The 22,124-nt window shown below is 65.0% G+C and carries 21 protein-coding genes; 10 read left to right on the top strand and 11 right to left on the bottom strand.

Annotated features, from left to right (window positions below; all coding sequences use genetic code 11):
- Window positions 1–9 precede the first annotated feature (9 nt).
- From coaD to LPW39_RS12675, 4 genes are all read right to left on the bottom strand, one after another.
- Complete coding sequence (gene coaD / locus LPW39_RS12660) at window positions 10–507, bottom strand: pantetheine-phosphate adenylyltransferase (RefSeq protein WP_133855346.1); 498 nt, start codon at window positions 505–507, stop codon at window positions 10–12.
- A 105-nt stretch (window positions 508–612) separates the two neighbouring features.
- Window positions 613–1,326, bottom strand: a complete 714-nt coding sequence (rsmD, locus tag LPW39_RS12665) for a 16S rRNA (guanine(966)-N(2))-methyltransferase RsmD (protein WP_230775302.1) — start codon at window positions 1,324–1,326, stop codon at window positions 613–615.
- Entirely contained in the window at window positions 1,326–2,669 is a 1,344-nt protein-coding gene (locus LPW39_RS12670) for a M16 family metallopeptidase (protein ID WP_230775303.1), read from the bottom strand. The genes rsmD and LPW39_RS12670 overlap by 1 nt, the downstream gene beginning before the upstream one ends.
- A gap of 102 nt (window positions 2,670–2,771) precedes the next feature.
- A complete protein-coding gene (locus LPW39_RS12675) occupies window positions 2,772–4,217 on the bottom strand; it encodes a M16 family metallopeptidase (RefSeq protein ID WP_230775305.1) in 1,446 nt (481 codons plus the stop codon).
- Between the two features lie 28 nt (window positions 4,218–4,245).
- Here LPW39_RS12675 and ftsY point away from each other — a divergent pair, with 28 nt between their 5' ends.
- The 3 genes from ftsY (at window position 4,246) to LPW39_RS12690 (ending at window position 9,657) form a co-directional block, all read left to right on the top strand.
- Window positions 4,246–5,460 (top strand): signal recognition particle-docking protein FtsY, encoded by a 1,215-nt coding sequence (gene ftsY / locus LPW39_RS12680; protein WP_230775313.1) that lies wholly within the window; start codon window positions 4,246–4,248, stop codon window positions 5,458–5,460.
- 152 nt (window positions 5,461–5,612) lie between these two features.
- Window positions 5,613–8,783: a metallophosphoesterase family protein gene (locus LPW39_RS12685; RefSeq protein ID WP_230775315.1), complete on the top strand. Its 3,171-nt coding sequence runs from the start codon at window positions 5,613–5,615 to the stop codon at window positions 8,781–8,783.
- Window positions 8,784–8,877: 94 nt separating this feature from the next.
- On the top strand, window positions 8,878–9,657 hold the full coding sequence (locus tag LPW39_RS12690; RefSeq protein ID WP_230775317.1) for a DeoR/GlpR family DNA-binding transcription regulator: 780 nt from the start codon (window positions 8,878–8,880) through the stop codon (window positions 9,655–9,657).
- Window positions 9,658–9,663: 6 nt separating this feature from the next.
- Here the strand turns inward: LPW39_RS12690 and cutA are convergent, their stop codons facing one another.
- A complete protein-coding gene (gene cutA / locus LPW39_RS12695; RefSeq protein ID WP_230775319.1) occupies window positions 9,664–10,029 on the bottom strand; it encodes a divalent-cation tolerance protein CutA in 366 nt (121 codons plus the stop codon).
- Between the two features lie 334 nt (window positions 10,030–10,363).
- Here cutA and rpoH point away from each other — a divergent pair, with 334 nt between their 5' ends.
- From rpoH to LPW39_RS12730, 7 genes are all read left to right on the top strand, one after another.
- Entirely contained in the window at window positions 10,364–11,341 is a 978-nt protein-coding gene (rpoH, locus tag LPW39_RS12700; protein ID WP_269075819.1) for an RNA polymerase sigma factor RpoH, read from the top strand.
- A gap of 172 nt (window positions 11,342–11,513) precedes the next feature.
- Window positions 11,514–12,485 (top strand): Bug family tripartite tricarboxylate transporter substrate binding protein, encoded by a 972-nt coding sequence (locus LPW39_RS12705; RefSeq protein WP_230775321.1) that lies wholly within the window; start codon window positions 11,514–11,516, stop codon window positions 12,483–12,485.
- Window positions 12,482–13,237 carry a sterol desaturase family protein gene (locus tag LPW39_RS12710; RefSeq protein ID WP_230775329.1) on the top strand — a complete coding sequence of 252 codons (756 nt, stop codon included), beginning with the start codon at window positions 12,482–12,484 and terminating at the stop codon, window positions 13,235–13,237. The genes LPW39_RS12705 and LPW39_RS12710 overlap by 4 nt, the downstream gene beginning before the upstream one ends.
- A 10-nt stretch (window positions 13,238–13,247) precedes the next feature.
- Window positions 13,248–14,204: a fatty acid desaturase gene (locus LPW39_RS12715; RefSeq protein ID WP_230775331.1), complete on the top strand. Its 957-nt coding sequence runs from the start codon at window positions 13,248–13,250 to the stop codon at window positions 14,202–14,204.
- A gap of 6 nt (window positions 14,205–14,210) precedes the next feature.
- Window positions 14,211–16,151, top strand: coding sequence for an iron-containing redox enzyme family protein (locus LPW39_RS12720; protein ID WP_230775333.1), 1,941 nt, complete (start codon window positions 14,211–14,213; stop codon window positions 16,149–16,151).
- Window positions 16,148–17,071, top strand: a complete 924-nt coding sequence (locus tag LPW39_RS12725; RefSeq protein ID WP_230775335.1) for a DUF6999 family protein — start codon at window positions 16,148–16,150, stop codon at window positions 17,069–17,071. Before LPW39_RS12720 ends, LPW39_RS12725 begins: the two co-directional genes overlap by 4 nt.
- 24 nt (window positions 17,072–17,095) lie before the next feature.
- Window positions 17,096–17,596 carry a gamma-glutamylcyclotransferase family protein gene (locus LPW39_RS12730; RefSeq protein WP_230775336.1) on the top strand — a complete coding sequence of 167 codons (501 nt, stop codon included), beginning with the start codon at window positions 17,096–17,098 and terminating at the stop codon, window positions 17,594–17,596.
- 24 nt (window positions 17,597–17,620) lie between these two features.
- On the opposite strand, the gene ureG is transcribed toward LPW39_RS12730, so the two are convergent.
- From ureG to LPW39_RS12760, 6 genes are read right to left on the bottom strand one after another with little or no spacing between them, the layout of a single operon-like run.
- A complete protein-coding gene (ureG, locus tag LPW39_RS12735) occupies window positions 17,621–18,280 on the bottom strand; it encodes an urease accessory protein UreG (RefSeq protein ID WP_133855334.1) in 660 nt (219 codons plus the stop codon).
- Window positions 18,277–18,978 (bottom strand): urease accessory protein UreF, encoded by a 702-nt coding sequence (locus LPW39_RS12740; protein WP_407928834.1) that lies wholly within the window; start codon window positions 18,976–18,978, stop codon window positions 18,277–18,279. Before LPW39_RS12740 ends, ureG begins: the two co-directional genes overlap by 4 nt.
- A gap of 2 nt (window positions 18,979–18,980) precedes the next feature.
- Window positions 18,981–19,556, bottom strand: coding sequence for an urease accessory protein UreE (gene ureE / locus LPW39_RS12745; protein ID WP_230775341.1), 576 nt, complete (start codon window positions 19,554–19,556; stop codon window positions 18,981–18,983).
- Window positions 19,553–20,035 (bottom strand): GNAT family N-acetyltransferase, encoded by a 483-nt coding sequence (locus tag LPW39_RS12750; RefSeq protein WP_230775343.1) that lies wholly within the window; start codon window positions 20,033–20,035, stop codon window positions 19,553–19,555. Before LPW39_RS12750 ends, ureE begins: the two co-directional genes overlap by 4 nt.
- Window positions 20,036–20,049: 14 nt before the next feature.
- Window positions 20,050–21,768 carry an urease subunit alpha gene (ureC, locus tag LPW39_RS12755; RefSeq protein WP_230775344.1) on the bottom strand — a complete coding sequence of 573 codons (1,719 nt, stop codon included), beginning with the start codon at window positions 21,766–21,768 and terminating at the stop codon, window positions 20,050–20,052.
- Between the two features lie 43 nt (window positions 21,769–21,811).
- Window positions 21,812–22,120 (bottom strand): urease subunit beta, encoded by a 309-nt coding sequence (locus tag LPW39_RS12760; protein ID WP_230775352.1) that lies wholly within the window; start codon window positions 22,118–22,120, stop codon window positions 21,812–21,814.
- Window positions 22,121–22,124: the final 4 nt, after the last annotated feature.

Consider the following 22,124-nt stretch of genomic DNA (forward strand, 5'->3'; position numbering starts at 1 on the left):
GGCTGAGGCTCAGGCCTCTTCCGCCTTGCGCTGCGTCACCTTGCGCTGCAGCTCCTGGGCGACATAGGGCGACACAAACTTGTCGACCTCGCCGCTGAGCATGGCAATCTCGCGCACAAAGGTGCTGCTGATGAACTGGTAGCGGGTGCTCGGGGTCAGGAACACAGCTTCGACATCGGGCATCAGCGAGCGGTTCATACCGGCGAGCTGGAACTCGTAGTCGAAATCGGTGACTGCGCGCAGGCCGCGCACGATGGCATTGCCGCCTTGGGCCACGACAAAATCACGCAGCAGTCCCGAATAGCTTTCGACCCGCACGCTGGGGTAGTGCTTGACCGCTTCGCGCGCCATGTCCATGCGCTCCTTGAGCGTAAACATGGTCTTCTTGTGGTGGCCCTCGGCCACCGCCACGATCACATTGCCAAACAGCTGGTAGGCCCTGCGCACCACATCTTCGTGGCCCAGGGTCATGGGGTCAAAGGTGCCTGGGTAGATGGCCAGTGTCATGTATGTCTCCTGCAAAGCATCTTGGTGGTGCCAGCCGACCTGGCACATTGCAGCGCAGCATAAACGATTTCTGTCACCACCCCGCTAGGCCACAGGCATTCCCTTTCAGTGCTCTGCGGCCTCGGCCTTCTTCAGCAAGTGCGCATGCACGGCACCCGCCTTCAGGTAGCGGTGGCGCACCAGGCCCAGTTCGGCCAGCGCCTCTTCGCTCCAGGCTTCGGGGGCTTCGAGGTAGATGAAGCCCTGCGCCGTCACCGCCGCATGCGCGGCCTTGAGCGCCGGCACAAACAGCTGGCCGGAAAACGGCGGGTCCAGAAAGATCAGATCCCAGTGCGCGGGGTAGGCCTGCAGCGCTGCCAACGCATCGCCCCGGCTCACCTCGACCTGGGTGGCACCCAGCTTCTGCGCCAGCTGCTTGATCTGCGCGGCCAGCTGCACATCGGACTCGACCATGCGCACCTGGGTTGCGTTGCGCGATGCGGCCTCCAGCCCCAGCGCGCCGGTGCCGGCAAAGGCATCGAGGCAGCGCCAGCCCGCCAGGTCCTGGCCCAGCCAGTTGAACAGGGTCTCGCGCACGCGGTCCGGCGTGGGCCGCAGGTCGGGGCGGGTCAGTACCGCCAGCTTGGTGCGGCGCCATTGGCCGCCAATGATGCGGATCTCGCCGGCAGCAGATGCGGCCACGCGGGCAGCATTGCTGCTGTTTCCGGCCGTGCCGCGCTTGCGGGCGGGCGCCGCGTCAGGCGCGGCCTCGGCAGCAGCGGCTGCCTTTTGCACCAGGGCGCGCAGCGCGCCCTCGCTTTTGATGGCACTGCGTCCCATTATGGTTTTGCTCCCAAGACCACGGTCACTTGCTTGTCCGGCTGCACCATGCGCGCCATGGCCTTGCGCACATCGTCCGCGCTGAGGGCTTCCACCCGGTCCGTCCAGTGGTCCAGGTAGTCCAGCGGCAGGCCATTCCAGGCGATATTGGTCACATTGCCCAAGAGCTTGGCATTGCTGTCCACGCGCAGCGCAAAGCCACCAATCAGGTTGTCCTTGGCATCGCGCAGTTCCTGGTCCGTGGGGCCCTTGGCGATGAAGTCGCGCAGCACCTCGCGCGTCACCTTGAGCGCCTCCGCCGCCTGGTCAGGCCGGGTCTGCAGACCGATCTGGAAGGCGCCGGCATCCAGCCCTGGGTTGAACGAGGAATACACGCCATAGACCAGGCCACGCTTCTCACGCACCTCTTCCATCAGGCGCGACGCGAATCCGCCGCCGCCCAGAATATGGTTGCCCACCAGTACAGCCAGAAAATCCGGATCGGCGCGGCGGATGCCGGGCTGGCCCAGCAGCACCTGGGCCTGGGCCGAGTCAAACGCGATCTGGATGTCATCGGCCTTGGCCAGCGGCTGCACTGCAGGCACCTCGGCCGGTGCAGCGCACTGCGCCTTGGGCGTGGCCGGCACCTGCGCCAGCAGGCGCTTGACCAGTGCATCGGCCTGGGCCTTGTCCAACGCGCCCACCAGGGTCACCTTGGCGCGGCAGGCATCGACCGAGCGCGCCAGGTACTGCTGCATCACGGCCGGGCTGATCTGGGCCAGGGTCTCTTCGGTGGCCCGCTGTCCGTAAGGATGGCTGCCAAACACCGCTTTGTTGAAGGCACGACCTGCTACGACCGCAGGGCGGGTATTGCCCTCCTTGATCGCCGCATTCCAGCGCTCGCGCTCGCGTTGCCAGACGGCGTCGTCATAGCTGGGCTGGGCCATCTGGCGGGCCGCCAGGTCGGCCGCGCGGTTCAGCAGGCTGCTATCGGTCAGCGACCGCAGCGAAAAAGTCAGCGCATCGCTGCTGGCACCGGCGCCAAAGCTGGCACCCAGATCGGCCCAGGCTTCGCCGACGGCGTTTTCGTCCAGCGCAGGCGCACTGCCCTGGGCCTTGACGCCCTTGGACGCCATCATGGCCGCAGCGCTGGCCAGGCCGGCCTGGTTCGCAGGGTCGCGCCGGCTGCCGGCATCAAAGTTCAGCTGCACATCGACCATCGGGATCGTGGGGCTGTTGACCAGCCAGACTTGGGCGCCACTGTCCTGCGTCCAGTGTTCGATGGGCAGCAAGGCCCAGGCCGAATGGGAGGCCAGCAAGGCTGCTGCGCCGCCGACCAGTGTTTTGCAAAAAGAGGTTCGCATGGGTATCTCTGCTAGCCAGGGCCCGCTGCCATCTGAGACAGACCCTGGAGAAAACAATCGATGGCGGACGCATCACACAGCGCATCCGCCACGGGGTTCTGGTCAGTGCACCGATCCATCCTTGGTGGCGTCACCGCTGCGCTTTTGCGCGGCGCGGTCGGCATCGGTCAGCGGCTGGGGAACCAGGGTCGCCACCGTCATCTGGTCATCGCCAAAATAGCGGGCTGCCACCGATTGCACTTGCGCGGCCGTCACCGTTTTCATCAGCGCCAGCAGCTTGTCATTGGCGTCCAGCGGCAGGCCCAGCACCCAGTTGGAGCCCAGGTCATTGGCCTGGCCAAAAACCGAGTCGCGTTCATAGACGGTCGAGGCCTGCCACTGCGTGCGCACCCGCTCCAGTTCGGCCTCGCCCACGCCGTCCTTGGCCACGCGGGCCACTTCGGCACGCAAGGCCGTCTCTACCTCTTTGGCGGTCTTGCCATGCGATGGCACGCCGCCGAGCAAGAAGGTGGATGGCCCGCGATTGACCACGCTGGCACCGCTGAAGGTGGCATCGGCCACACGGTTGGCACCCTGGGTCAGTTGGCGGTCCAGGCGCGCGCCGTCATAGCCGCTGAGCACGGACCCGAGCATCAACAGCGCCATCGCATCCTTGTCGCTGTCCTTGGGCTCGACCAGGTTGCGCAGGTCGGGCACCTTGAAGCTCATCACCACATAGGCCTGCTCGGCAGGCGCCTTGTAGTCCAGCCGGCGCTCGCCCTTTTGCAGCGGCTCGGGCCGGGGCTTGCGCTCGGGCAGCGCGCGGCTGGGAATGCTGCCGTAGTATTTTTCAGCCAGCGCACGCACCTTCTTCACATCCACATCGCCTGCAACGACGACCACGGCGTTCTCCGGCACATACCAGGCCTTGTGGAAGGCACGGGCATCATCGGGGTGCATGGATTCGAGGTCGCCCATCCAGCCAATCACCGGGCGGTGGTAGGGCGAGGCCTGCCAGGTCGCGGCATTGAGTTGCTCCATCAGGCTGGCACGCGGGTTGTCATCGGTGCGCATGCGGCGCTCTTCCTTGATGACCTCGATCTCTTTCTTGAACTCGCTGTCAGGCCACTGGTTGTTGGCAAAGCGGTCCGATTCCAGGCGCATCACGTCTTCGAGCTTGCCGGACGGGATCTGCTGGTAGTAGCCGGTGTAGTCGCGGTTGGTGAAGGCATTGTCCTGCCCGCCCAGCGCCGCCACCTTGCGCGAAAAATCGCCAGGCGCCACAGTGGCCGTGCCCTTGAACATCATGTGCTCCAGCGCATGGGCCAGGCCCGAGCGGCCATCGACCTCGTCCATCGAGCCCACGCGCACCCAGACCATGTGCACGGCCGTCGGGGCGCGCTTGTCTGGCTGTACGATCAGGCCCATGCCGTTGGACAGGGTGAACTGCTGGGCACCGGCAGAATTGGAGGCGACGGCAGCGCTGGACACAGGCGATGCCGCCAGCGCTGAAGAAGCCCCAGCGCCCAGGGAGGCCATCAAGGCCAGCAAAATGGTGGAACGTTTCATAAAATAGGCTGATTCTACGTAGCGCACAATGTTCAGTTTTTTCAAGAAAAAATCTCCCGCTGCCGACGCAGCCCCCAGCCCTTCCGCCGCCGAGCCAGCGCCAGCGCCCGCTCCGGTAGCCGACACCGCGGCGCCCGCACCCCAGGTGCCCAGCGCGCCGGTGGCCCCCATGCCCCCCGTGGCAGCCGAGCCTGCCAAGACCGGCTGGCTGCGTGGCCTGGGCATGGGCGGCAAGGCCGCAGCCCCGGCACCAACAGCTGCAGAAACGGTAACAAAAACCCCCTCTGCACAAGCCCCGCAGGCGCCGATAGCTCCTATCACTATAGCACCCGAGCCCGCCAGCAGCCGCGACAGCTGGATGGGCCGCCTGAAGAACGGGCTGCGCAAAACCGGCTCCAGCATCGCGACGGTTTTCACCGGCACCAAGATCGACGAACAGCTCTACGAAGAGCTGGAAGAGGCCTTGCTGATGGCCGATACCGGTGTCAAGGCCACCCAGCATCTGCTGGACGACCTCAGGCAGCGCGTCAAGGACAGCAAGACCACCGACCCCGCCGCCGTCAAGGAACTGCTGGCCAGCGCGCTGGCCGACCTGCTGGCACCGCTGGAAAAGCCGCTGGTCATTGGCGAGCACAGCCCCACGGTCATCATGGTGGCCGGTGTCAACGGCGCTGGCAAGACCACCTCGATCGGCAAGCTGACCAAGCACCTGGCCGATGCGGGCCAGAGCGTGCTGCTGGCGGCGGCCGACACCTTCCGCGCTGCGGCGCGCGAGCAGCTCGGCGTCTGGGCCACCCGCAACACCGTCGAGATCATCAGCCAGGAAGGGGGCGACCCCGCTGCCGTCAGCTTTGATGCCGTGACCGCCGGCAAGGCCCGGGGCAAGGATGTCGTGCTGGTGGATACCGCCGGCCGCCTGCCCACCCAGCTGCACCTGATGGAAGAGCTCAAGAAGATCAAGCGCGTCGTCACCAAGGCCGATGGCAGCGCCCCGCATGAGGTGCTGCTGGTCATTGATGGCAACACCGGCCAGAACGCCCTCAACCAGGTGCGGGCCTTTGACGATGCCCTGCAGCTGACGGGCCTCATCGTCACCAAGCTCGACGGCACTGCCAAGGGCGGTGTGCTGGCGGCCATTGCGCAGGAGCGCCCCATCCCCGTGTACTTCATCGGCGTTGGCGAAAAGGTCGAAGACCTGGAGACCTTCAGCGCCAAGGAATTCGCGCAGGCCCTGCTGGCCTGAGCGCCGCACCGGCCCTCCCCGAGCTAGCCCCGCTCTGCCCAGCGGGGCTTTTTCTGGGCCGCGTCATTGTAGTTTCATGCAATCTTGTTATTTTTTGCACTTCCTGGTGAAGACATGCTTTCACCACATTGGCCTTGAAGGCAGGAGGTTTCATGAAAATAGCAAGCGTGCGGCAGTTATGTGCCGCCGGGCTCTGGGCCATCAGCGGGTTGGCGCTGGCCCAGACGGTGGTCTTTAGCGAGAACTTTGATGCAGCGGGCGCCGATGCGCCAGCCGGCCTGGGCACGACAGCGCCCGCCGGCTGGAAGCTGCGGCTGGAGAATGCCGAGACAGTGGCCACCAGCGGCCGCTCGACCGCCGCCAAACTGCCCTGGCTGGGCTGGAAGTTTGTGACGCCCAGCTACTGGACCACCCAGGTCTCGGGCGGTGAGCGTGCCAAGTTGACCAAGGCCAGCGGCAAGATCGCCGTGGCCGAATCGGATGGCCTGCGGCCCACCAGCGGTCTGTACTTCAGCACCGTGATGGAAAGCCCCAGCATTGCGGTGCTGGGTGGCAGCAGCTACACGCTGGCCTTTCTCAACCATTTCCAGATGGGCTCGACGAAGAAGGAAAGCATCAAGGTGGAGGCCGTCTTTGATGACAGTTCGGTCCAGACCCTGCTGCATGAGACCAGCGCCTCGCGCCTGAACCTTAACGAGAACCTGGCCTTCAGCGCACCGGCCGGTGCCAAGAAGGTCAGCCTGCGCTTCAGCTACCTGAACACTGACAACAACTGGTACTGGGGCCTCGATGATGTGGTGCTGACGCAAGCCAGCAGCGAGCCGCCCAAGCCCTTTGACCCCGCCAAGCTGCCCAACACCGCCAACGCGCCCGCGCTGACCGTCGGGCCCACGTTGCAAAACCCCGGCCCCGACCACATGGCCGTGATGCTCGAGACCAGCGAATCCGCACCCACCATCTGGTGGCGCCTGGCCGGCAGCACGGGGCCTTACACCTTGCTGCCCGCCAAGAACCCGGTCGGCGATTTTGCCGACAGCAACATCTTCTTTGCCGACATCACCGGTCTGCAATCGAACACGCTCTATGAGTACGCGGTGGTGACAGGCACCAGCGCAGCACCCAAGCTGGCAGGCCCTTTCCAGTTCAAGACCTGGCCACGCGAGGGCGATGGCGTCACTGCCGCCAAGTTCGCCGTGGTCTCTGACACCCAGGATGGCCTGGCCAACCGCCTCAAGAACATCACCCAGGGCATCATCAACAACGACTGCGCAGGCGCGGCTGCCCAATGCGCGCAGAACCTGGCCGGCTTCATGGTGCCGGGTGACCTGGTCGGATCGGGCGGCACACGCAGCAACTGGAAGGACCAGTTCTTCGGACCGCTGGCCGCCATCACCGCTTACGTGCCGCTGATTCCCGCGCCAGGCAACCACGAATATTTTGGTGGAGAACAAGCCAGTGCCGGCGCTGAAAAGAGCTGGGCCAAGACCTACCGCAAATACTTCAACCGCATGCCTGCCAATGGCTCGGAGAAGCATCCGCTGCACTGGTACCAGCTGGACTACCTGGGCATGCGCATTGTCGGCAGCGACTTCAACCCCGCCTCGGCCATGCACAACACCGGGGGATGGAGCAGCTATGACAACGGCCGCGGGCTGTTCCGCGCCGACTACATGCAGGAGCACCTGGACTGGTTCAGCGGCCTGATGGCCCAGACCCGCGTGGACAAGAAGCCCTATATGGTGCTGCTCAACCACCACCCCTGCCTGAGCGAAAAATGGCGCCAGGGCGAGGTGATGGCCACCTGTGATTTCATTGCGCAGCTGGAAGACTATGGCCGCACGACCGGCGCGATCACCGCCAACCTCAACGGCCATGTGCACTTCTATGAGCGCGGCAATTCGATGAACAGCCGCCACCTCTGGCTGAATGTGGCCTCGGGCAGCGGCGCACTGGAAGGCGCCAAGCAAGACGACGACAGCGATCTGGACGTGATCGCCAACACCAAACTCAGCTTTGGCTATGGCACCCTGGAAGCCAGCTTTGGCAGCGCTACCCCGGCCCTGACCTGGAAGCGCTACGACCTGGGCGCCTCCACCACCAGCAACACGCCGGACGACAGCATCGCCATCACCAGCCAGGCCTGGTCCCTCAAGCCGGAGCTGGTCCAGGCCAAGCTGGGCCAGGTCGATCCAGCCCGTCTGCAGCTGGCCTACCGCCCAGTGGCCGGGTCAGCGCTCTACGAAGCGCAGTGGCAGGTCTCCAAGGACCCGCAATTTGCCGCCGGCCAGCCGGTCTACGACGTCTGGGGCAACGACACCCGCAGCGAAAACTGGACCTACCTGAACGGCGTGCGCACCAACACGCAAAAGGATGCCGACATCACCACCCTGCCGCTGGGCCAGCTGCTGGCTAACCCCCAGCGCATCTACCCCAATGTGGCGGCCAACACGGCACGCGGCAAGCTGACGGGCGCCATCATTGCCGGCGGCAACAGCCTGCGCGACCGCTGGAGCTGCAGCTACAAGTGGGACGAGGACGGTGACAGCGGTGCCGAGCGCCAGGGCGGCCGCCAGTGCTATGCGCAGCTGTTGCAGGCCGATGGCAGCAAAGGCTCGGCCTGGGACCCCTTCCAGGGCCAGCCAGCGCAGGTGCTGCAGCTGGGCCAGGATGAGCGCTGGTACTGGCGTGTGCGGGTGCGCGATACGCACCTGAACTGGTCCGGCTGGAGTGCCACCGGCTCCTTCGAGCTGGGCAACCCTGTGCCTGAGCCCGAGCCTCCCGTGCAGGACCTGATTGACACCGGCCTGCCCAGCCCCGGTAGCAACCTGCCTGCGATGAACCTGAACATCCAGGCCGCCACCCGCTGCGACCAGTCAAACGCCAGCGTCAGCGCCGTGCCTGCCGGCCTGCTGCCCGCCGGCCTGCAAGCGGCTAGTGGCCTGCTGTCCTTCACGCTCTCGGGCTGCGACCATGCAGGCTTCAGCGCCCAGGTCCGCCTGGAGCTGCCCGCCGACCTGCCCGCCAACAGCCGGGTCATGAAGGTACACACCGCGAGCAACGGCCAGCGGACGGTCAGCGAGATCACCGGTGCCAGCATTGCCGGGGGCGTCGTCCGCTACACCATCACTGACGGTGGCCCGCTGGATGAAGACGGGGTGGTCAACGGCGCCATCGTCGATCCGGTGCTGGTCGCTGTGCCTGCCGATGTGGTGGTGCCCCCGGTGCCTGCCGCCCAGCCGGTGCCCGCCAACCAGCCTCTGGCATTGCTGCTGGCATCACTGCTGCTGATCGCAATGGCTGTGGCCGCAAGGCGCCACCGCTGAACGGCCCACCGGCCCCAGCACGTATCTGCCGGGGCCGGTGTTGCAAAATAGCGCGGGCTGCCCGAGCAGCCTGCCCCCCGAAGGAAACACATCCATGCTGCAAGAAGACCGCTTCGTCCGCATCCAATCGCTGCTCGCCTCGATCGACCGGCTCAGCACCGAAAGACTCATTCAGGACATGCAGGTCTCGCGCGAAACCGTGCGCCAGGACTTGCTGGCGCTCGAGTCCATGGGCCTGGTGCGGCGCGTGCATGGCGGCGTCGCCCGCGTCACACAGGACGAGCCCCCGTTTGTGCAGCGCCAGGCGTTGCGCGTGGCAGAAAAACGCGCGATTGCGAAGGCGGCAGTCAAACGCCTGCAGCCGGGGCAGATGGTGTTTATCGATGCCGGCACCACGACCGCCATCCTGGCCGAAGAACTCAGCCTGATCAGCCGCCTGGTTGTAGTCACCAACTCCATCACGGTCGCCCTCAAGCTCGCTGGCACCCAAGCCACGGCCGGCAGCGCCAGCAGCATGCGCGTGGTGCTGCTGGGCGGCGATACCAACCCGGAAATTCCTTGTACCTATGGACCGGTCACCCTCAACGAGATCCGCCGCTACCGCGCCGATGTCACCCTGCTCTCGCCCGTGGCCATCAGCGCGCAGGATGGCGTGACCTTTGGCAATGAGCATGAGGCCAGCCTGGCCACGGCCATGGCCGAGCAGTCATCGTCCCTGGTCGTTCTGGCCGACTACAGCAAGATAGGACTTCGCAGCCGCTATGCGGTGGCCTGCCCACCCAGCCAGCAGACCCTGGTCACCAATGCCCATGCGGCCAACACCGAGGCCTTGGAAGCGCTGAACGCCCAAGGCGTGGCGGTCATCCCCGTCTGATGGCATTCAGGCCTGCAGTGCCGGGCCGACCTCGCCCGCCACCCAGGCCGCATACGCCGGGCTGGCTGCCGTCTCGCCCCAGAGCCACTGCGGCAAGGCATAGGGGTGCAGCGGCAGCAGCAAACGCTGCAAAGCGGGCAGACTTTGGGGCGTGGTCTTCCAGGTGATGCGCCATTCATCCGCCTGCTGCAACTGACCGTCCCACCAATAGTGCGAATGGATTTTCTCGACCTGGGCGCAGGCGGCCAGGCGGGCCTGTACGCCTGCCTGGGCCAGTGCTTGTGCTGCCGATTCGCTGTCCACCGTCGTGCTGGCCCATGCCACCAGGCAGAGGCCGCTAGCGCCGGGGTCCATGGCCAAGGGGTGCATCATTCAACTCCATGATTTGTATCAAACAGGCTGCGCTTTGGATGCCGCTTCACAGCCCCCAAACCACTGAGAATATATCCAGATTTTTTAGGCTTCGGTATGGAACTTATCCACAGACCGAGCACTCCAACTGCGCTGAAGGCGGAAAGGGCTGTCAGACAGCGCCCCGCCAGCCGCTATGGCCCCGATAAAGAAATGTGAATAGCATCAAAATCAGTAGCAAGCTATTCTTTATCAACGCCAATCCCAGCCATTCTTAGTTGAGACTTAAACCCGAGATTACCGCACCGCAGCATGGGAACTCCCACAGCATCAAGGGACTCCTACCGGTGTTACTATGTATTGCATAGACGAAAGGACTTCTAGCGTGACAACTCATTCTGGAGCCGCCACCATTTCTACCGCATTGGCTCCTGCAAACCCATGGTCGTTGGTACCACCCCTGGGCAATCTGGACGCGTACATCACTGCGGTCAATCGCATCCCCATGCTCACCCCCGAGGAAGAGCTGGGCTATGCGAAAAAACTCAAGGAAAACGGTGATGTCGAGGCCGCTGGCCGCTTGGTGCTGTCGCACCTGCGCCTGGTGGTATCCATTGCCCGCCAGTACATGGGCTACGGTCTGCCGCACGGCGATCTGATCCAGGAAGGCAATGTCGGTCTGATGAAGGCCGTCAAGCGCTTTGACCCGGACCAGGGCGTGCGTCTAGTCAGCTACGCCATGCACTGGATCAAGGCCGAGATCCACGAATACATCCTGAAGAACTGGCGCATGGTCAAGGTGGCCACCACCAAGAGCCAGCGCAAGCTGTTCTTCAACCTGCGCTCGATGAAGCAGGGCTTCAAGGCAGAAGCGGGCATGGAAGACGGCGCGATGCAGCGCGAGACGCTCTCCGAGAGCGAAATCGACGCGATGGCCGCGCATCTGAATGTCAAGCGCGAAGACGTAATCGAGATGGAAACGCGTTTGTCGGGCGGCGATGTGCTGCTCGATCCGAGCCCCTCCGATGACGGCGAGCAAGCCTATGGCCCCATCGCTTATCTGGCCGATGCATCGCATGAGCCCACCGCGATGATCGAATCGCGCCAGCGCGATTACCTGGCCACCGATGGTATCCAGGAGGCCCTGGCCACCCTGGACGAGCGCAGCCGCCACATTGTGGAAGAGCGCTGGCTCAAGGTGAACGACGATGGCTCGGGCGGCATGACCTTGCATGACCTGGCTGCGGTGTATGGCGTCAGCGCCGAGCGGATTCGCCAAATCGAATCGGCAGCGATGAAGAAAATGCGCAAGGCCCTGGCCGAATATGCCTAAGCCGCACACGGTGCTCTGCCTTCGCATCACATAGAGCCATTGCAATTGGTGATAATAAAAGCGTATGGGTCGCAAGACCTGTACGCTTTTTTTATGGCCCGTATGAGCCCGGCGGACGTACAGACGGATAAACCTCCACCCATGCGGGCAGCCATGCGAATCTGGAGCTCTTATGCATTTTTCCCTGTCCCGCCGCTGTTTGGTGGCAGCCACTTTGGTCACCCTCGCCAGCACTGGCGCCCTGGCTGCGGACAACTGGCCCAGCAAACCCCTGCACCTGATCGTGGGCTTTCCGGCCGGCTCCTCCCCTGACCTGACCGCCCGCGCACTGGCCGAGCCCTTGGAAAAAGCACTGGGCCAACCGATCATCGTCGAAAACAAGGTCGGGGCCGGTGGCAATATCGCCGCCGAATATGTAGCGCGCGCGACCGATGGCTACACTTTCAGCGTGATGATCAACGGCAATATGACGATTGCCAAGCTGCTCAATCCGTCGATCCGCTATGACCCGCTGACCGATCTGCAGCCTGTCGGCCTGATTGGCGTGGCTCCGCTGGTGCTGGTGGCGCCGGCCAAAGCCCCTGAGGGCAAGGCCTTCTTCGAGGCCGCCACCCAGGCGGGCAGCAGCTGGAGCTATGGCTCGCCGGGTGTGGGCACCATCGGCCACCTGGGCATGGAGCTGCTCAAGAGCCGCGCCAAGATCAAGCCCGAGCACATCCCCTACCCTGGCTATCCGCAGGTGTTCAATGGCATCCAGGGCGGCGACCTGCAGCTGTCGATGCTGCCACCGGCGCTGGCGATGAACCAGATCCAGGCCGGCAAGCTGCGCGGCATCGGTGTGAGCTCGGCCGCCCGCAGTCCGCTGGCCCCCGGCCTGCCCAGCCTCAAGGAGCTGGGCATTGCCAACTACGACATGGAAATTTGGAACGCCGTGGCAGCGCCCAAGGCCATGCCCAAGGCCCATGTCGACAAGCTGGCCGCCGCCGTGGGCGAGATCGTGCGCAGCCCCGAGATGCGCCAGAAGCTGGCCCTGCAGGGCTGGCAGGCCGTGGGCAGCTCGCCCGAAGGCCTGAAGAACCGCATTGATGCCGATGTGAAGGCGCTGGGCGCCATCATCAAAGAGCAGAACATCCGCGCGCAATGACGGCCGCCCAAGTCTTCTCCGATCTCAGCGCCTGGCAGGTGATGGCCTGGGGCCTCGTGTTCTTCAGCGCGCTGTACCTGATCGGAGGGCTGGGCATGACGGCGCTCACCCGCTTTCTGCAAAAGCGCGGCATCGGCCGGGTGCTCGATACCCGGCCGCTCAAGCCTGACCAACTGCAGCGCGAGTGGCGCCAGTCCTTTCACTCCATCCTGGTGTTTGGCCTGGGCATGGTCGTGCCCTGGGGCTTTGTTCAGCTGGGCTGGGCGCATTTCGCCATCGCCCCCAGCGGCTGGCAGATCGCCATCGAGATCTGGGTGCTGCTGATCTGGAACGATGTGCACTTCTGGATCAACCACCGCCTGCTGCACACGCGCTGGTTCAAGCGCTTCCATGGTGACCACCACCGCTCGGTCGTCGTCACACCGTGGTCGACCTACAGCTTCCACCCGATCGAGGCGATGATGCTGGGCAATGTGATCCTGCTGCCGATGGTGCTGCATGACTTTGCGTTCTGGTCACTCGCTTCGGTGCCGGTGTTCAGCATCTTCCTCAACGCGGTCGGCCATGCCAATTACGACTTCTTCCCACTTGTGGGGCCCCGCCACCCGCTGGCTGCCAGCCGCCGCCACCACCTGCACCATGCCCGGCCGGCCGGCAACTACGGCTTTGCGCTGGCCTTCATGGACCGCCTGATGCGTAGCGAGGCAGACCCGCTGCCGCCGCGCCCAGCCCCCGGGCGCCCCGCTGCTTGACCCGGTTGGCATGACCCCCGACAACAGCCCGCCCCTGCCCGCCACCGCCTCCCGCAAGCTGCCCCGGCTGCGCCATTGGCGTGACTGGCAATCGCTGCTCTACATGCTGGCGCTGCCACTGATCGCCGCCTGGCAATGGCAGCATGGCCTGGTCTGGTGGCTCTATTTGGTCGCGCTGTTTCTGACTCTGGGCATCGGCGTCATCCACCATAACCACACGCATCTGCGCATGTGGACCGGGCCACACAGCCGCTGGCCCAACCGTGCCACCGACTATGCACTGACCCTGCTGCAGGGCCATCCCACCTTTGTATTCTGGCCCGCCCATGTGGCCAACCACCACCGCTACAAACATGGCGAGCAGGACATCGCCCGCACCTACCGCTTTGGCGGTGATACCAACCACCTCTGGGGTTACCTGGTCCATCCGCTCCAGGCTGCCTGGGTGTTGTATCCGCTGTTCATCCGCTGGCTCCGTGGCCTGCGCCAACGGCATCCGGGCGCGTTTCGCTACTGCATGGGCCAGTACGCGCTGTGGCTGGGCAGCTGGGCGGGGCTGCTGGTGCTGGACTGGAAAAAGGCGCTGCTCTTTGTCATCCTGCCCCAGCTCCATGGCCTGCACTGGCTGCTGGCCACCAACTACCTGCAACATGCCCATGCCGATGGACGCAAGCCCCCCAAGCCGGAAAACGATACCGGCAGTGGCATGCTGAACTACGCACGCAATTTCGAGGGCATGGTCAACCCCCTGCTCTTTAATATTGGCCTGCACACCGCCCACCATGAATGCCCGCATGCACACTGGTCCGCGTTGACCCGCCTGCATGCCGATGAATACCGACACCGGGTCCACCCGGTGCTCAACGAGGCAGGCCTGTTGCCGTATATGGCGCGGGTCTTTGTAGGAGGGTTGGTGCGCCGATCGGCCCGCAGCCGGTCGCTGATGCCGCCTATGGAGAAAAACTAGTCATCTATGCCAGTCGCATACTCGCAGGTCTATATCGAATCCGCCGGACACTTCATGCCCGGTGCCCCCGTTGCCAATGACGGCATGGATGCCTATGTGGCTCCGCTCAACCGGCTGTCCGAGCGCATCAAGCGCCGCATCCTGGCGGAAAACGGCATCCAGCAACGCCACTACGCGATTGCGCCCGATGGCAGCACCAGCTACAGCAATGCGCAGATGGCCAAGGGCGCCATCGAAGCGGCACTGGTGCAGGCTGCACGCCCGCTGGCCGACATCGGCTTTCTGGCCAGTGGCTCATCGGGCGGCGACGCGCTGATGCCCGGCTTTGCCAGCATGATCCAGGGCGAGATGGCCGCCCCGCCGATGGAACTGCTCAGCGTGCATGGCGTCTGCGCGGCCAGCGTCGGCGCGCTGCAAAGCGCGGCGCTGGCGGTGGAGCATGGCACGCATGGCCATGCGCTGGCGGTGGCCAGCGAGATGCCGTCCCGGCTCTTCAAGCGTTCGCGCTACGCGGGCCAGGACTACAACACCGATTTTGATGCGCACTTTTTGCGCTGGATGCTGAGCGATGGCGCCGGTGCCGTGCTGTTGGGCCAGGGCGCCGCGCTGCCCCAGCGCCCCGACCTGCGCCTGAAGCTGCGCTGGACACACCAGCGCAGCTTTGCCGGCGACTACCCCGTGTGCATGCAGCTGGGCCTGACGCATGACCGCCAGCGCAGCCATCTGGATTTCCCGTCCTGGGCCGACGCCGAGGCCGCGGGCGCGCTGTCCCTGCGCCAGGACATCCGCCTGCTGCCCCACCTCTTTGATGTCTGCATCCACGAGTACGCGCGCATCGCCCACCAGGGCTGGCTGCCCGAGCGCTGCATCGACCACTTTCTGTGCCATTACTCGTCGGAGAAATTCATCCCCGTCGTCGATGAGCTGCTGAACAAGGCCCAGCTGTCCATCCCGCGCGAGCGCTGGTGGAGCAACCTGGCCTGGCGCGGCAACACCGGTGCGGCCTCCATTTTTGTGATGATCGCCGAGTACCTGCAGACCCAGCACGAGCGCCTGAAACCCGGCGACACGATGCTCTGCTTTGTGCCCGAGTCCGGCCGCTTTACCGCTGGCTATATGCTGCTGGAGGTGGAGAACCACACGCCCGCCAGCCCGGCAGCAACCCGTGCCAGCATGCCAGCCCAGCGAGCCACCCCCGCCGCCGCTGCACAAAGCGCGCTGATCGCCCCACCCCATGACCCGGCCGCCGCCCCGGCAGGCCTGGCACCCCTGCTGACCGAGCTGGCCAGCATCTGGCATGACTACCGCTCCCAGGTCTGGCGCACGCCGCTGGTGCACCGCATCCACAGCGGCCAGATCCAGCAGGCCGACTATGTGCGCTGGATGAGCCAGTGGGTGCCCCAGGTACGCGAAGGCAGCCTGTGGATGCGCGAAGGCGCGGCCTCGCTCACAGGCGCCTATGCCGAGCTGGCCGCGCTGATGGGCGTGCATGCCAGCGAGGAGCAGAACGACTTCAAGATCCTGCACCAGGACTACCTCAACGCCGGCGGCACGCAAACCGACATCCAGCAGCTGCGCCGCAACCCCGGCGGCGAGGCGCTCAACAGCTACCTGCACGGCCTGGCGGCCACCCCCAACCCGATTGGGCTCCTGGGTGCCATCTACATCATCGAAGGCACGGGCCAGCGCATCGTTCCCAGCCTGCTGCCGCTGCTGCGCCAGCACCTGGCGCTGGGACCGGACTGCTTCCGTTTTCTGGAATACCACGGCGCCAATGACGAAGACCATCTGGAGCGCTGGCTGATGGCCGTGCAGATGGCCATGGCGCTGGACGCGACCGGCACTGCCACTGCGGCGATTGCCGCCACCGCACGCCATACTGCTGCGCTTTACCTGATGCAGTTCCGGCACATTCTGGATGCCACGGCCACGGAGCCCGCACGATGACCGACTTCCGCGACATTCCCCACGACGAGCGCGATCCCAACCCCTGGCTGGCGCTCTACCTGGACGACAGCACTCCGCTGCCCGACCATGTCAAGGCAGCCTGGCTCAAGGATTCCAGCAGCCGCTCGCGCCAGTTTCTGCTGCCCTTTATCCGGCCACTCGCGCGGCTGAGCATCATCCTGATCCAGATCCTGAAGGTGCTGCTGCCCAAGCGCTGGGCGCATTCCAAGCTGCTGCACCGCACCCTGGCCTTCAGCATGAACCGCTTTGTCTCGCCCGAGGCGAACTGGCTCATCATGCGCCACTTCCACCTGGGCTCGCAGATCCTGAGCTTTATCGGTGCCAATGCCCCCACGCCCGTGCCCACGCAGCCGCTGGCACCGATGGAGATCGATGACATCAAGGACGAGCTGTTCCTCAAGCACGACCTGAACCTGTTCAACTTTGTCATCCGGCTCAACACCAGCTTGCGCACCCATGGCCAGCACATGGGCCCTGTCGCCGAGCCCAACTTTGGCATGCTCTGCGATCCGCCGCTGGAGCTGGCGGCGATGCCGCAGGGGCGGTTCAACATTCTCGATCTGCAAAGCGCCATCGAGATCTACACGCCGGTCTACCAGCTGCTGCTGACCGACAACGATTTCTGGCGCGCCAGCAATTCGCTGCAGCTCGATGAGACGGTCGCCATCTATGCGGCCAAGATCCTGTCCTCGCCCGAGCATCTGGTGATGCTCAACAACAAGCACCCGCTGGTGCCCCTGTCCACCCTGCGCGCCGGCCACCGCCTGGTGCTCCATGGCCTGTCCACCGAGATGCTGCACTGCCTGCTGATGCGCATGGCCACCGGTGAGACCCCGCTGCCCAGCCGCGAAATCGCCAAGACCCGGCAGGCCGCCGGCCGTTCCCCCCAACCCAGCTGAGCCACCGTCCCCCACCACCTTCCGATGCAGACGCCGCCCCCCGAACACCCCATCCCCGCACGCTGGAGCCCTTGCGGCGCCGGCCATGTCGCCGTCTATGGCACCTTGCGCGCCGGCGGCGTCAACGACATCACCCGCCTGGCCGACCAGCTCGCCTGCGTGGGGCGCACCATGCTGACCGGCACCTTGTATGACCTGGGCTGGTACCCCGGCCTGCAACTGCAGGGCAGCGGCCTGGTGTTGGCCGAGGTCTACCCATTGAGCGATGCGCTGGAGCAGGCGATGGACCGCATCGAAGGCATCTGGCCGGTGGACATTGGCGAATACACCAAGCGCGTGCTGACCCTGGATGTGGAGCTGGTCAGCGGCGGCCAGCAGCCGCTGGAGGTACTCGTGTACGAGGCCCTGCCCCCCGCCCTGCACGGACGCACGCAGATCACCGCGCAGGACTGGCTGGAATGGATTGCGCAGCAGGGCCGCGAGCACCCCGATACGGCATTCAGCTTGAACACGCCCCCGGGCTAAGCTGCAAACGCCCAAGCCAGGGGCTCAGCCCAGCAGCAGACCCTGCTTTTCGATAAAAGCGACCACCTCGTCCAGACCATCCAGCGTCTTCAGGTTGGTCATCACAAAGGGCTTGGTGCCCTTGGGGCCGCTGCGCATGCGCTCGGTGTCGCTGCGCATGACATCCAGATTGGCACCGACATAGGGCGCCAGATCGGTCTTGTTGATCACAAACAGATCGCTCTTGGTGATGCCGGGGCCGCCCTTGCGCGGGATCTTCTCGCCGGCCGCCACATCGATCACATAGATCGTCAGGTCCGACAGCTCGGGGCTGAAGGTGGCAGCCAGGTTGTCCCCGCCCGATTCGATAAAGACGATGTCGGCATCGGGAAACTGGCCGAGCATGCGGTCAATCGCTTCGAGGTTGATCGACGCATCCTCGCGGATGGCCGTGTGCGGGCAGCCGCCCGTCTCCACGCCCATGATGCGCTCGGCCGGCAGCGCGCCGCTGACGGTCAGCAGGCGCTGGTCCTCCTTGGTGTAGATGTCGTTGGTGATGGCGATCAGGTCCCATTTGTCGCGCATGGCCTTGCACAGCATCTCGAGGATGGTGGTCTTGCCCGAGCCCACCGGCCCGCCGATACCGACGCGCAACGGAGGCAGCTTTTTGCTGCGGTGGGGAATGTGGTGCAGTGCAGTGCTCATGATCGAAAAAGCCGTGAGTATTGGTGTTCATGCCGGGCCGAGAGAATGGCCAGCATCGGGGAAAAAGCCTGGCGCTGGTCATCGCCCAGCGCCAGCGCATGGTTGGCCGCGTCCGGTATCGCCTGCGCCAGCCGCGCCAGAATGCGCTGGCCGGCACTCTGCCCCAGCGGTACCGATTTGATGGCCGCCTGCACCATGTTCTCGGCCCAGCCAAAGGCATAGGCCAGCAGCGCATCGCGCGCGCCCGCCCCCGCCAGGTGCGCGGCCAGCGCAAAGGCCAGCGGGTAGCTTGCATCCTCGGCCGCCAGCCAGTGCACCAGCGCCAAGGCCTGGGCATCATCGGCATAGCGGTTCTGCAGCCAGGCCACCAGCGAGCGGCCCATCTGCTCGGTCTGCAGGCGCAGCTCACTGCTCTCGCGCGTCTGCAGCACCCAGGCATTGAGCGCAACAATGCGGACGCGCTCATCGCGCTGCCAGGCCTGCATCGCCTGGGCCAGCACCGCCATATCGCCCCGTGCCTGGCTCAGCTGCAGCTGCTGGTCAATCCAGTCTGCGGCCTGCTCCTCGTTGCCTACCAGCGCGGCATTCACGCCCGCCTCCAAGCCTTCCGAATAGGAGAAGCCACCAATGGGCAAAGCTGGCGAGGCCAGCCACATCAGCTGCAAAAAACTGGCGGGCGAGAGGCTGAGGGGCTGCATGCTCATCCGTGGTGGTGCGGATGGGCATGGCCATGCCCGTGGTCATGGGGGTGGTCATGGCTGTGCCCGTGGCCGTGCCCATGGTGGCTGTGGCCGTCGTTGGTGACATGCCCGCCATAGGCACCACCTTCGGGCTCAAAAGGCAGCTCCGCCTCTACGACGGTCATATGCATGCTGCGCAGCATGTCGGCCAGCACATGGTCGGGCTCGATCTTGAGGTGGTCGGGCTGCAGTTCGATCGGCACATGGCGGTTGCCCAGGTGGTAGGCGGCACGCATCAGGTCAAACGCCGAGCCATGCTGCGCGCAGGCGCTGATGTGCAGCACTTTCTGCGGCGCGGCCTGCACGACGACCACCGAGCCGTCTTCGGCGACCAGCACATCACCACCGCGCACGGCCTGGCCGCGTGGCAGAAAAATCGCCAGCGCGCGGCCGCTGCTGTCGGTGGCCGAGAAGCGCGATTTCTGGCGCACATCCCAGTCCAGTTCGACAAAGCTTGCGCGCTTGCACAGGGCGGGTGCCAGGCCTTGGCCACCGGGCAGACATTTGGAGACCTGCAGCATCGCTTGCGCCGTCATGACAGCTCCAGGCGCATGAAGCAGCTGTTCGGATCGGGCTGGTAGCTGCCAAACGGCGCGCAGTGGGCAAAGCCATTGCGCGCATAGAAGCGGCGCGCCGGCGCAAAGAAGGCCTCGGTACCCGTCTCCAGGCTGATGCGTGCAGCCCCCATTGCCCGGGCTTGGGCCAGTACATGGTCCAGCACCTGCTGGGCTGCGCCCGAGCCGCGCCGCTCGGCGCCCACCCGCATCGACTTGAGCTCCAGATGGCCGGCATCCAGGGTCTTGAGCGCGCAGGTGGCGACCAGCGCCTGGGGCTCTTGCCCGGCCGTCCAGGCGGTCCAGAGGTACATTCCGGGCGCACGCAGTTGCTCCGGGTCCAGCGCATGCACGCTCTCGGGCGGCGAGATGCGGCGCATATCGCTCAGGTGCTCTTCCAAAAACGCCAGCACGCGCGGGTCGGTCACCGGGTCGCGCTTGAAAATCAATGGGCTTGCCATGGGTCTCTACCGCTTCAAAACAGAAAATAACGCTGGGCCATCGGCAGGCTGCTGGCCGGCTCGCAGGTCAGCAGCTGGCCATCGGCACGCACCGCATAGGTCTGGGGATCCACCTCCATGTGCGGCGCCAGGTCGTTGTGCACCATCTGCTGCTTTTGCAGGCCGCGTATGCCCTTGACGGCCGACAAGCTCTTGGCCAGCCCAAAGCGCTGGCCAATGCCGGCGGCCAGGCCGGCTTGCGAGACAAAGGTCAGCGAGGTCCTGGCCATCGCCCCGCCAAAGGCGCCGAACATCGGACGGTAGTGCACCGGCTGCGGCGTCGGGATCGAGGCATTGGGGTCGCCCATGGCCGCCATCGCAATAAAGCCGCCCTTGAGAATGCAGCTGGGCTTGACGCCAAAAAAGGCCGGCTTCCAGATCACGATGTCCGCCCACTTGCCTACTTCCAGGCTGCCCACCTCATGGCTGATGCCATGGGCAATGGCCGGGTTGATGGTGTACTTGGCGATGTAGCGCTTGATGCGAAAGTTGTCATGCCGGTCGCTGTCGCCCGGCAGGGCGCCGCGCTGCAGCTTCATCTTGTGCGCCGTCTGCCAGGTGCGCAGAATCACCTCGCCCACCCGGCCCATGGCCTGGCTGTCGGAGCTGAACATGCTGATTGCGCCGATGTCGTGCAGGATGTCCTCGGCCGCAATGGTTTCCTTGCGGATACGGCTCTCGGCAAAGGCCAGGTCCTCGGCAATGCCCGCATCCAGATGGTGGCAGACCATCAGCATGTCCACATGCTCGTCCAAGGTGTTGATCGTGTAGGGCCGCGTCGGGTTGGTGGAGCTGGGCAGCACATTGCTCTCGCCCACCACCTTCAAAATGTCCGGCGCATGGCCGCCGCCCGCGCCTTCGGTGTGGAAGGTGTGGATGGTGCGGCCCTTGAACGCGGCCACCGTGTCTTCGACAAAGCCGCTCTCGTTCAGCGTGTCGGTATGGATCGCCACCTGGGTGTCGGTGAGTTCGGCCACATCCAGGCAGTTGTCGATGGCGGCCGGCGTGCTGCCCCAGTCCTCATGCAGCTTGAGGCCAATCGCGCCGGCGCTGATCTGCTCATGCAGCGCCAGCGGCAGGCTGGCATTGCCCTTGCCCAGAAAACCCAGGTTCATCGGAAAGGCATCGGCCGCCTGCAGCATGCGCTCCATGTTCCAGGCGCCGGGCGTGCAGGTCGTCGCAAAGGTGCCGGTGGCCGGGCCGGTGCCACCGCCAATCATCGTGGTCACCCCGCTGGTCAGCGCCTCCTCGATCTGCTGGGGCGCGATGAAGTGGATGTGCGTGTCGATACCACCGGCGGTGACGATATTGCCTTCGCAGCTGATGATCTCGGTGCCCGGGCCGATGATGATGTCCACCCCCGGTTGCGTGTCCGGGTTGCCCGCCTTGCCAATCGCTGCAATGCGGCCGCCCTTGAGTCCCATGTCCGCCTTGACGATGCCCCAGTGGTCAATGATCAGCGCATTGGTCAGCACCGTGTCCATCGCGCCCTGCGCACTGCTGCGCTGGCTTTGCGCCATGCCGTCCCGGATGGTCTTGCCACCGCCAAACTTCACCTCTTCACCGTAGCCGCCTGCGCGCAGGGTGAAGTCCTGCTCCACCTGCACGACCAGCGCAGTATCGGCCAGGCGCAGGCGGTCGCCCACTGTGGGCCCATAGGTTTCTGCGTATGCACGTCTGTCCATCGTTGCCATCAGAACCATCCTGTCTTAGAACCTGGCCACCGCTTGCTCTGCGTCATTCCAGCGCCCCTTGCACCAGGCCGCGAAAGCCGTAGATCTGCCGGTCACCACCGATGTCCACCAGCTCCACCGTGCGTTGCTGGCCGGGCTCAAAGCGCACCGCCATGCCGCTGGCAATATGCAGGCGCATGCCGTGGGCCGCCTGGCGGTCGAACACTAGGCCGGCATTGGTCTCGGCAAAGTGGTAGTGCGAGCCGACCTGGATGGGCCGGTCGCTGGCGTTGTGCACCACCAGGCTGGTGGTACGGCGCCCCGGGTTCAGCGTATGTTCGCCCGCGTCCAGCAACAGTTCACCTGGGATCATCGTG

The organism is Comamonas koreensis, assembly GCF_021026195.1.
Lineage (GTDB): Bacteria > Pseudomonadota > Gammaproteobacteria > Burkholderiales > Burkholderiaceae_C > Comamonas > Comamonas koreensis.